This window comes from Actinomadura rudentiformis (genome assembly GCF_008923185.1).
Taxonomy (GTDB): Bacteria; Actinomycetota; Actinomycetes; order Streptosporangiales; family Streptosporangiaceae; genus Spirillospora; species Spirillospora rudentiformis.
This window is the reverse complement of sequence record NZ_WBMT01000036.1, coordinates 80,590-90,751: the sequence shown is the minus strand read 5'-3', so window position 1 is coordinate 90,751 and position 10,162 is coordinate 80,590. Positions and strand designations below refer to the sequence as shown.

At 67.9% G+C, this 10,162-nt stretch carries 9 protein-coding genes; 4 read left to right on the top strand and 5 right to left on the bottom strand.

Going from position 1 to position 10,162, the window contains the following annotated elements; genetic code table 11:
- Nucleotides 1-2,325, bottom strand: a 2,325-nt coding sequence (locus F8566_RS48545; protein ID WP_151571102.1) for a Tex family protein, incomplete at its 3' end; no start/stop codon positions are given.
- A 293-nt stretch (nucleotides 2,326-2,618) separates the two neighbouring features.
- Between F8566_RS48545 and F8566_RS48540 the strand changes: the two genes are divergently transcribed.
- Together F8566_RS48540 and F8566_RS48535 are read left to right on the top strand one after the other, a co-directional pair.
- Complete coding sequence (locus F8566_RS48540; protein WP_225994217.1) at nucleotides 2,619-3,923, top strand: sensor histidine kinase; 1,305 nt, start codon at nucleotides 2,619-2,621, stop codon at nucleotides 3,921-3,923.
- Nucleotides 3,875-4,519, top strand: a complete 645-nt coding sequence (locus F8566_RS48535) for a LuxR C-terminal-related transcriptional regulator (protein WP_151571098.1) — start codon at nucleotides 3,875-3,877, stop codon at nucleotides 4,517-4,519. The genes F8566_RS48540 and F8566_RS48535 overlap by 49 nt, the downstream gene beginning before the upstream one ends.
- A gap of 4 nt (nucleotides 4,520-4,523) precedes the next feature.
- On the opposite strand, the gene F8566_RS48530 is transcribed toward F8566_RS48535, so the two are convergent.
- Nucleotides 4,524-4,934 carry a cupin domain-containing protein gene (locus F8566_RS48530; protein ID WP_151571097.1) on the bottom strand — a complete coding sequence of 137 codons (411 nt, stop codon included), beginning with the start codon at nucleotides 4,932-4,934 and terminating at the stop codon, nucleotides 4,524-4,526.
- An 11-nt stretch (nucleotides 4,935-4,945) separates the two neighbouring features.
- On the bottom strand, nucleotides 4,946-5,320 hold the full coding sequence (locus tag F8566_RS48525; RefSeq protein WP_151571095.1) for a cupin domain-containing protein: 375 nt from the start codon (nucleotides 5,318-5,320) through the stop codon (nucleotides 4,946-4,948).
- Between the two features lie 63 nt (nucleotides 5,321-5,383).
- Between F8566_RS48525 and F8566_RS48520 the strand changes: the two genes are divergently transcribed.
- Nucleotides 5,384-5,854: a MarR family winged helix-turn-helix transcriptional regulator gene (locus tag F8566_RS48520; RefSeq protein ID WP_151571093.1), complete on the top strand. Its 471-nt coding sequence runs from the start codon at nucleotides 5,384-5,386 to the stop codon at nucleotides 5,852-5,854.
- Nucleotides 5,855-6,082: 228 nt separating this feature from the next.
- Here the strand turns inward: F8566_RS48520 and F8566_RS48515 are convergent, their stop codons facing one another.
- Together F8566_RS48515 and F8566_RS48510 are read right to left on the bottom strand one after the other, a co-directional pair.
- The gene (locus tag F8566_RS48515; RefSeq protein WP_151571091.1) at nucleotides 6,083-6,295 is read right to left on the bottom strand and encodes a DUF397 domain-containing protein; all 213 of its coding nucleotides are present in this window, start codon (nucleotides 6,293-6,295) and stop codon (nucleotides 6,083-6,085) included.
- 288 nt (nucleotides 6,296-6,583) lie between these two features.
- Nucleotides 6,584-7,414 (bottom strand): helix-turn-helix domain-containing protein, encoded by an 831-nt coding sequence (locus F8566_RS48510; protein WP_225994216.1) that lies wholly within the window; start codon nucleotides 7,412-7,414, stop codon nucleotides 6,584-6,586.
- Between the two features lie 955 nt (nucleotides 7,415-8,369).
- Here F8566_RS48510 and F8566_RS48505 point away from each other — a divergent pair.
- Nucleotides 8,370-9,743, top strand: coding sequence for a cyclic nucleotide-binding domain-containing protein (locus F8566_RS48505; RefSeq protein WP_192810279.1), 1,374 nt, complete (start codon nucleotides 8,370-8,372; stop codon nucleotides 9,741-9,743).
- Nucleotides 9,744-10,162: the final 419 nt, after the last annotated feature.

Here is a 10,162-nt window from a genome sequence, read left to right as displayed (position 1 = left end):
ACCGCGCTGACCGCCGCGCTGGCCACCGCCGCGCTGGCCACGGTTGTCGCCGCGACGCGCGGCGCCGCCGCCTGACTGCTCGCGGCCGCCACCGCCCGCCTGCGGCGCCTCGTCCTCCAGCCGCAACGTGAGCGAGATGCGCTTGCGCTGCAGATCGACGTCCAGCACCTTCACCCGCACGATGTCGCCGGGCTTGACGACGTCACGCGGGTCCTCGACGAACTTGTTCGACATGGCGGAGATGTGGACGAGCCCGTCCTGGTGCACGCCGACGTCCACGAACGCGCCGAACGCCGCGACGTTGGTGACGACCCCCTCCAGGATCATCCCGGCCTTGAGGTCGGCGAGGGTGTCGACGCCCTCCTTGAACGTGGCCGTCTTGAACGCGGGCCGCGGGTCACGGCCGGGCTTCTCCAGCTCCGCGAGGATGTCGGTCACCGTCGGCAGGCCGAACGTGTCGTCCACGAACTCGGCGGGCTTGAGCGAACGCAGCACCGCCGTGTTGCCGATCAGCCCCTTGATGTCGCTGCCCGCCGCGTCGATGATGCGCCGCACGACCGGATACGACTCGGGGTGCACGCTGGACGCGTCCAGCGGGTCGTCGCCGCCGGGTATCCGCAGGAAGCCCGCACACTGCTCGAACGCCTTGGGCCCGAGGCGCGCCACGTCCTTGAGACCGGAACGCGTGCGGAACGGCCCGTTGGCGTCACGGTGGGCGACGATGCTCTCGGCCAGGCTCTCGCCGATGCCCGACACCCGGGTCAGGAGCGGCGTGGACGCGGTGTTGACGTCGACGCCGACCGCGTTCACGCAGTCTTCGACGACGGCGTCCAGGGAACGCGAGAGCTTCACCTCCGACAGGTCGTGCTGGTACTGCCCGACCCCGATGGACTTGGGGTCGATCTTCACCAGCTCGGCCAGCGGGTCCTGGAGCCGCCGCGCGATCGAGACCGCGCCGCGCAGCGACACGTCCAGGTCGGGCAGTTCCTTGGAGGCGAAGGCCGAGGCCGAGTACACCGACGCGCCCGCCTCCGACACCATGATCTTGGTGAGCTTGAGGTCCGGGTGGCGGGCGATGAGATCGGCCGCGAGCTTGTCGGTCTCGCGCGACGCCGTCCCGTTGCCGATCGCGACCAGGTCCACCTTGTGCTCACGGCACAGCTTGGCCAGCGTCTCGATCGACTCGTCCCACTTGCGCCGCGGCTCGTGTGGGAAGATCGCGTCGGTGGCGACGACCTTGCCGGTGGCGTCCACGACGGCGACCTTCACGCCGGTGCGCAGGCCGGGGTCGAGACCGAGGGTGGTCCGCGTCCCGGCCGGGGCGGCCAGCAGCAGGTCGCGCAGGTTGGCGGCGAACACCTTGACCGCCTCGTCCTCCGCCTCCTGCCGCAGCCGCGTCCGCAGGTCGATGCCCAGATGCACGAGGATCCGCGTACGCCAGGCCCAGCGGACCGCCTCGCCCAGCCAGCGGTCCGCGGGCCGCCCCTGGTCGACAATGGCGAAGCGCCGCGCGATCTCCGCCTCGTACGAGCTGCGCCGGCCGGGGTCGGCCTCGTCGACCGGCTCCGGCTCCAGGTCGAGGTCGAGGACCTCCTCCTTCTCCCCGCGGAACAGCGCGAGGATCCGGTGCGAGGGCAACTTGGTGAACGGCTCGGCGAAGTCGAAGTAGTCGGCGAACTTGGCGCCCGCCTCCTCCTTGCCCTCGCGGACCTTGGACACGATCCGGCCCCGCGTCCACACCTGTTCGCGCAGCATGCCGATGAGGTCGGCGTCCTCGGCGAAACGTTCGACCAGGATGGCCCGGGCGCCCTCCAGCGCCGCCGCCGCGTCCGCGACGCTCTTCTCCTCGTCCACGTACCCGGCGGCCGCGGCCTGCGGGTCGTTCGACGGGTCGTTCAGCAGCAGCTCGGCGAGCGGCTCCAGCCCGGCCTCGCGCGCGATCTGGGCCTTGGTGCGGCGCTTGGGCTTGTACGGCAGGTAGATGTCCTCCAGCCGCGCCTTGGAGTCCGCCCCCATGATCTGGGCGCGGAGCTCGTCGGTCAGCTTGCCCTGCGACTCGATCGACTCGAGGATCGCCGCGCGCCGTTCATCCATCTCACGCAGGTAGCGCAGCCGTTCTTCGAGCGCGCGCAGCTGCGCGTCGTCGAGCGCGCCGGTCGCCTCCTTGCGGTAGCGGGCGATGAACGGCACCGTCGACCCGCCGTCGAGCAGGTCGACGGCGACCTGTACCTGCCCCTCCCGGACGCCGAGCTCGTCGGCGATGCGACGGCTGATCGGGACCGGCGCGACGCCGGTGGTGCCTGTCTGACTGATGGACGCTGTCACGAGTGGAATCCCGCTCTCTCCCCTGGATATCGCCAGTGCATTGTCCAGGAACGTGCCCTACTTGTCGCGCCGAAGCCGGCGGGACGGTCCGGGCACGGTACGGGCACCGTCCGAGAGCGGTTCAGGGTACGCGGCGGCCACTGGCCTCAGGTCCCCCTGGGAGGTAGGGCTTCACCTCCCCTTTTTCACCTCCGATGGAGGACCTAGCACCACCCTCTCGACGCAGTGGACGGACCAGAATGAGGCGATCGGCAGAGTTGGACACGAACGGGCTGAGAAGGAGGCGGGGAACAGTGAATGACCGCGACGACAGCGGCGCCCCCGAGGGGCTGATCTACCGCTGGTTCCTGTCGGGCGTGCGCGGCCTGGTCCAGGTCGTACTCTCGCAGGCCGTGAACATCCCGCTGTTCGTGCTCTCCGTGGTGTCGTTCGCGCTGATCCCGATCGGCGTCGGGGTCTTCCTGCTGCCGCCGGTGCTGCTGGCGCTGCGCGCGCTGGCCAACCAGCAGCGGGCGTGGAGCGCCGCCTGGTCGGGGGTGGCGATCCCGGTGCCGTACCGGCCCGAGCCGCCCTCGTCGGCCAATCCGTTCCGCCGTCTGAAGTGGCTGCTCACCGACCCGGCGACGTGGCGCGACGTGCTGTGGACGCTGGTGAACGTCCCGGTCGGGCTCCTGCTCGGGCTGCTGCCGGCCGCCCTGGTGGTGTACGGGGTGGAGGGCGTTCTCGTCGCTCCGTGGGTCGCCATGATCGCGGATTACGGCTGGGGCCCGTTCTGGCCGCTGTCCGAATGGGGGGCGGTCGGCATCGTCGGGTCGATCGTCGGCGGTGTCGCGCTCACGGCGGCCGGCCTGCAGCTGGGCCCCCGCCTCCTCCGGGCGCACGCGCTGTTCAACCGTTCGCTGCTCTCGCCCACGCGCACCGCGCTGGAGCAGCGCGTCCAGGAGCTGACCGAGACGCGGTCGGAGACCGTGGACGCCTCGGCGGCCGAGCTGCGCCGGATCGAACGCGACCTGCACGACGGCGCGCAGGCCCGGCTGGTCGCACTCAGCATGAACATCGGCCTGGCCGAGCAGCTGATGAAGTTCGACCCCGAGGCCGCACAGAAGCTGCTCGTCGAGGCGCGTGAGGCCAGCGGCACGGCGCTCACCGAGCTGCGTGACCTGGTGCGCGGCATCCATCCGCCGGTGCTCGCCGAACGCGGCCTGGACGGCGGCGTGCGGGCTCTCGCGCTGTCGCTGCCGCTGCCCGTGGACGTCGAGATCGACCTGCCGGGCCGGCCGGAGGCGCCGGTGGAGTCGGCCGCCTACTTCGCCGTCGCCGAGATGCTCGCGAACATCGCCAAGCACAGCGGCGCGCAGCGGGCATGGATCGACATCCACCATGCCAACGGCGCGCTCAAGATGATCGTCGGTGATGACGGGCTCGGCGGGGCCGACCTGGACGCGGGTTCCGGGATGCGCGGAATCGAACGCAGGCTGGCCGCATTCGATGGGACGATGGTGGTGACCAGTCCGCAGGGCGGACCCACCGTCGTGACCATGGAGCTTCCGTGCGCGTTGTCATCGCCGAGGACCTTGCCCTCCTCAGGGACGGACTGATCCGCCTGCTGGAGGCGTTCCAGTTCGAGGTCGTCGAGGCCGTGGACAACGGGCCGTCGCTGCTCCGCGCGCTCACCACCCACCGCCCGGACGTGGCCGTGGTCGACGTTCGCCTGCCGCCGACGTTCACCGACGAGGGGCTGCGGGCGGCGCTGGAGGCGCGCAAGGAGATCCCCGGCCTGCCCGTGCTCGTCCTGTCGCAGCACGTCGAGCAGCTGTACGCGCGGGAGCTGCTGAGTGACAGCTCGGGCGGCATCGGCTACCTGCTCAAGGACCGGGTGTCGGATGTGAGCCAGTTCGTGGACGCGGTCCGCCGGGTCGCTGGCGGCGGCACCGCGCTGGACCCGGACGTGGTCGCCCAGCTGCTCACCCGCCGCGCCCGCGAGGAGCCGCTGCAGACGCTGACTCCACGCGAACGTGAGGTGCTGGGGCTGATGGCCGAGGGACGGTCGAACGCGGCGATCGCCGGCAAGCTCTTCATCACCGAGAAGGCGATCAGCAAGCACACCAACAACATCTTCAGCAAGCTCAACCTGCAGCCGGCCGAAGGGGACAACCGCCGCGTCCTGGCCGTCCTCGCCTATCTCAACACGTGAGCGCTCACCGCACCCACGGCGGAGCCACGCGTTCGTCGCCCCTGGGAGCCAGGTCGCACGCCTCGCCCGGGCCCTTGCCGTCCGGGTTGTAGACCTGGCCGCCCGCGGGCGCCACCACCACAGCGGCGAAGCCCTGGTCGGTGAACACCTGGCGAGTCACATCGGCGTGCATCACCAGGCTGTCCCCCGCCGCGACGGTCAGCTTCTCGTCACCCAGCTGAACGGTCGCGCCGCCCTCGACGAACGTCCACACCTGTCCGGCGTCAAAGGCGTGCAGAGAACCTTCGCGACCGGGAAGCATGTCCACCCGCCACATCACCGTGCCCGCCCCGCCCTGCGTGGGCGAGGCAAGGGTCGTCATGACACCGTTGGGCGTTTCGGTTCGGCGGCGGTCCTTCGCAAGTATCAAGGTCATGAGTTTCTCCTTCAGGCGATCCAGGGCGGGAGCATCTTGTCGGCGCTTCCAGGCATCGACGCCTGCGCTCCGGCGGGCGCGGCCACTACGGCAGTGAAGCCCTCCGACCCAGCCGATACTTGCCGGACGACATCGGCGGGCATCACCACGGTGTCGCCCGCAGCGACAGACAGGGTCTCGCCGTCCAACCGCACCGTCGCCGTCCCCTTCAGGAACGTCCACACCTGCTCGGCATCGATGAGGTGGTCGGGCCCGGCGGACCCGGCGGCGCTGTCGACCCGCCAGACCGACAGGCTCGCCTCGCCCTGGGTCGGCGAGGCGAACGTGGTCATCACGGCGGCGGAAGTCTCGGTGCGGCGTGCTTCGGCGTTGCGGATCAGTGTCATCGGGCGCTCCCTTGGTATATTCGTCAACGTGGTTGTCCAATATGGTTAACGAGGTTGTCTTTCATGTCAAGTCCCGATGCACCCGGCTTCGAACTCCCCCTGCGGTTGCTGCTCGGCTTCCGCGTGATCATCGACGAGCTCCATGCCGAGCTGGCCCGGCGGGGACACCCCGACCTGAAGCCCATGTACGGCTTCGCCTGCCAGGCGATCGGCCCCGGCGTGACCGCCGTCGAACTGGGCCGCAAGATGGGCGTCTCGAAGCAGGCGGCCGGCAAGACCATCGACCAGCTGACGAAGCTGGGCTACGTCGAACGCGCGACCGACCCCCACGACGCCCGCCGCAAGATCGTCCGCCTCACCCCGCGCGGCATCGAGAGCCTGACCCTGGCGGCGGAGATCTTCGACCAGATCCGGGCACGCTGGGTCAAGACCCTCGGAGCCGACCGCGTCCGCGCGATGGAACAGGACCTGCGCACGATGACCCCACCGGACCCGTTCCAGCTGGACATGCCCCGATGGTTCGGCACGTTCTGACCAGGTCGGCAGGCCACTCACGCGGTTAGTGAAAAGTCACCAGTCAAGCACGCTGAGTGCTAATCAATTGCGCCATATGACACAAATCAGTGATATCAGCAGAACTCGTGGTGACCTTGGCAAAACAGGGCCCGTCGAACTAACAGCGCATCACTGGTAACAATAAATAGGTTGACGATAACGTCGGGTCACCGAAGCCTAAGCTCAGCCCACACACTGCGGCCCGCGTCAGGTGACGTCCAGCTCGTCACTCTGGATGCGGCCCGCAAGGCGACCCCACTCAGCAGGGGTGATGGCAAGCACGTCGCCATACCTGTCGTGCGAGTCCCTGAACAGCACAATGTCACCGAGACGAGCGATTTCGACACAATCGCCTTGACCAGCGCTGAAGCGGCTCTTCCGCCAGACAACCGTGGAGCACCAGTTCGGCCGGGCAACCATCCACGACCTCCGTTCGCCGCGTTGGCCCCAGCCCCACCGGCAAATCAGGCCGGTTCACACCCCGGCCACAGGAATCAGGCAGGGCACACAGGCCCACGACCTTGTGGGTGATTTCGACCATAAGTGTAAACGGTTCAACATTGACCGCCTACACGCAGCAGAAGATCATGCGACGCCCTGCCAATGCGCCGGCTCGCCTCGCGCCGACCTTCGCCCGCTGGTGCCGCCATGACGCCGCAACGCTGCGCCACCGACCGCCATGTGCCGGCCTACGGCCGAATCAGGCTGTCACGACATCTCCTCGGCCGCGCTCAGCAGCAACTCCCGCGACTCCTCCGCGGACAGCGCCACCTCCAAGAGCGTCTCGAAGTCCGCAGCGAACCTGCCGACTTCGGGATCATCGCCCATGACCATGGAGATCTCGCGGCCGGTGTCGAGATAGAGCATGTTCGACAGGCCGCCGTCGAACTCCAGGAGTGTGAAGGCGCCGGTGAGGCCGGGGTGCTCTCCGGCCTCGAACGGGACGATCCGGAAGGTGAGCCGGTCGTCCTGCTCGGTCATGTCGGCGATGTGCCGCAGCTGGGCCGGCATGATGGCCGGATCCCGGTTCTTGCCGACATGGCGGCGGATGACCGCCTCGTCCACTACGAAGTATCGGCGCGGTGGCGTCGAGCGCTTCGCCAGTTCCTCTTGACGCCGCATCCGGAGATTGACCGCCGCTCCGACCTTCGCCTCGGAGACCAGGGCAGCGGTCTGCGCCTCTGAGTACTCCCGCGTCTGCAGCAAACCGGGCACGACCGAGGGCTGGAACTGGCGGATGAAGGCGGCGCCGGCCTCATAGCCCACGTAGTTGAGGTAGGTGGGTGGGCTTTCGCTCTTGAACTCGTTCCACCAGGCTCGGGCTCGCGCTCCACGGTTGAGAGCGTGCAGTCTCTCCCGCTGGCTCTCGGACGTGACGCCGTAGAGAGCGAGAAGGGCATCGAGATCGACCTTGGTGATGGAACTCCGGCCGCCCTCGACCCTGATCAACTTGGACGGCGACCATTCGAGCTGTTCGGCCACCTGTTCCTGAGTCAGGGATCTTTCCCGGCGGATCCGGACCAGGTCACTGCGAAGCATCGCACTCTGCACAACCGGACCTTGGTCTACCGCCATGATCGTGACCCACCCTCCGTAGTCAGCTTCCATCAAACCAGTAGTCGCCCAGAGCGGGTAACGATTTGCCAGGTAGCATTTCGTCATCTGCTGGACCAGCCTGTCCACACCTACGCGCCTCTACAACGAGGCCTTACAGACTTGACATGGGCAGACAGCATCACCGCCACCCATCAAAATGCCAGGTGGCAGATTGTCTACCTCCAATTTATGGGGGAACAGTCTATTATGTCGTGACATGCTACACTCCTAGGTGGATCTTCACCACGGGCCCGGCCGAACAACCGGACCTGGATCGGGATCAGAACCTGCGGTTCGCCGCACAGACCAGATGGATCATCTGGCGACGGCGGCCGTGCCTGTCCCGACTCGCAGCAACACGATCGAGGAGGCGGCCCTGAACTACGGTCACCGCTCGCGGCACGCAAAAAGGGCCGCACCCGTCTCTCACTGATCCGAACGTATCCACACACGGGATCAGCGTGACGAATGCGACCCTCCACACCGTTCACACATTCGTTTTTGTCAGGCCGGCCACAGGGCGTGCTGGCAGGCACGCCATACCGGCCGGTTTCCGGTCAACGGAACGGACAGGCGGCCCTAACCGACCATCCAACGCCTGACGAGGCGAATGTGCATACCGGTTTTCCCATGGTAGCCAGCCCGCGACGGGCTACCAAGAGGGGAACCGACTTGCCGGTGGCATGGCCACCGGACCTGGGAAGACGGATTGGCAGCTTCCGGCCACCGTCAATTTCGCACCATTTGAACCCTTGCAGAGGTTCCCCCCATGCACAGGCGAAAGCGTGTTCCAGAAAAGGCCAATGAGGCCGTCCAGAGTCCCACCAAGCCCGTCGGACCAGAACGTCCCGGTATCCCTCACCGGAATACACCGGTCGGTATCCGCACACCGGTTCACATGCGCGGATCGGTGTTGCAGGGGATGCGGTCGGCGCTGGGGCATCTCGGTCCGTCGGACGCGCTCTTGCTCGTCCTCATCCAGGCCCTCGTCCTCATCCAGGCCGGACGCGGCGATCCCGTCGCGATGGCGGTCCTACTCTGCGCCGCCGCCTTCCTCGCCCGGTCCGACTGGACCCGAGTGCTCGCCGGCGTCCGCGACGGCCGGGCGGTAGCGGAGTCGGCCTACCAGGTGTACGGGCCGCATGCTCTGGCAGCCGGCTCGTTCGGACCGGGATTCCCCATGATCGAGCCGGCTGGGCCGGACGAGCCGCGGGTCCCCGTCACCTTCTGGGCGTCGCTGAGCGTGGGCGAGCAGAACGAACTGGAGTCCAAGGCCACGCCCCGCACGTTCGCGCTCGGCGCGGCGCTCCTCCGCGAGGGCGAGTACGCCGACTTCGTGCTGATCATCCTCTCCGGCCGGACCAAGATCTATGTCACCGAGAACGGGCGCGAGCGGCTGCTCGCCAAGCGCGGCCCGGGCCAGCTGATCGGGGAACGTGCCGCGCTGCAGGTCAACGTGCGGTCCGCGACGGTGGTCGCCCTCGACACGGTCGAGGCCCTCATGCTCTCGACTCCGGACTTCGCGAGTTTCATCAGCGCGCACCCGCACGTGCTCACGATCGTGGAGAGCCAGATCTACAACCGCCTGACCGAAGGCCCAGGGGCACGCGGAAATGGACCTTCTGAAGGCGGCAGCGACACCCCTGGGTCGGCCGGCGCAGCAGGTGCCGAGGATAGGACGGCCGACGGAGGTTTTCCTCATGTGGACGGGCACCACTGCACCATCCTCAGGACCGACATCGTCGGCTTCGCTTCCGAGAAGAGGAGGAGCGACGACCGTCTGTTCATCCAGGAGATGCACCTGAGGATGCTGAGGGAGAGCTTCCAGCGTGTCGGCATCGCTTGGGACGGCTGCTATCTGCGGCACAGCGGTGATGAACTGCTCATCGTGGCTCCACCGAGCATCGCGACGACGCGTGTGGTCGAGGCTCTCGGTGTGCTCTACGCGCTGCTGAAGGCCTACCACCGTCGCTCGGCGCCCGCCGTCCAGATCCGGCTGCGCGCCGCCGTGCACGTCGGTCCGCTGACCACCAACGAGGGCGGGCCCGCCGGCGATCCGCTGATCCATTCGGCCCGGCTCCTGGACGCGGGCGTGCTCCGGCGCTCGATGGCCGAGACCGAGGCGCTGCTGGGAGTCCTCGCGTCGACCTACGTCTACGAGAACGTGATCAAGAACATGGATCTGGACGGGTACCGCCAGGTGCGCGCCAAGGTCAAGGAGACCCAGTTGATCGCGTGGATGCGGCTCCGCGGCCCGATGCTGGCTCCCTGACAGGCGGATCCTAAGATCACAGGTCCGGGCGGGAGCTGATCCGGACGGTCTACGGCCGCCTCTGCCCCGCGCTCGGCCTCCACCCTGATGATCTGGAGCTCACGATCATTGAGATGCCCACGGTGAATTGGGGCGTCCGCGGCGTTCCCGCGGACGAGCTCACGCTCTCCTATCCCGTCACCCTCTGATCGCTTCACGATCCCTCGTGCGGACAGGTAAGCCGAGGTGAGTCCGCCGCTCTAGACCAGTGGTAGGGGATTTCGGAACGTGTGTTGAGGGAGTTTCGGACATCCTGATTCGCGAGATCGGGGTGTCGAGGGCCGAACGTCCGCAGGCAGCCGACAGGACCAGCGGGGCGTTGTGAAGTGCGGTGTTACGGGGCCTTGAAGGCATGCGGAGCCGACGTTACGATCCCCACA

Coding starts and splice junctions, on each gene's coding strand:
- F8566_RS48530 (WP_151571097.1), bottom strand. CDS start 4,934: ATGACCTTGATACTTGCGAAGGACCGCCGCCGAACCGAAACGCCCAAC.
- F8566_RS48525 (WP_151571095.1), bottom strand. CDS start 5,320: ATGACACTGATCCGCAACGCCGAAGCACGCCGCACCGAGACTTCCGCC.
- F8566_RS48520 (WP_151571093.1), top strand. CDS start 5,384: ATGTCAAGTCCCGATGCACCCGGCTTCGAACTCCCCCTGCGGTTGCTG.
- F8566_RS48515 (WP_151571091.1), bottom strand. CDS start 6,295: ATGGTTGCCCGGCCGAACTGGTGCTCCACGGTTGTCTGGCGGAAGAGC.
- F8566_RS48510 (WP_225994216.1), bottom strand. CDS start 7,414: ATGCTTCGCAGTGACCTGGTCCGGATCCGCCGGGAAAGATCCCTGACT.
- F8566_RS48505 (WP_192810279.1), top strand. CDS start 8,370: ATGCGCGGATCGGTGTTGCAGGGGATGCGGTCGGCGCTGGGGCATCTC.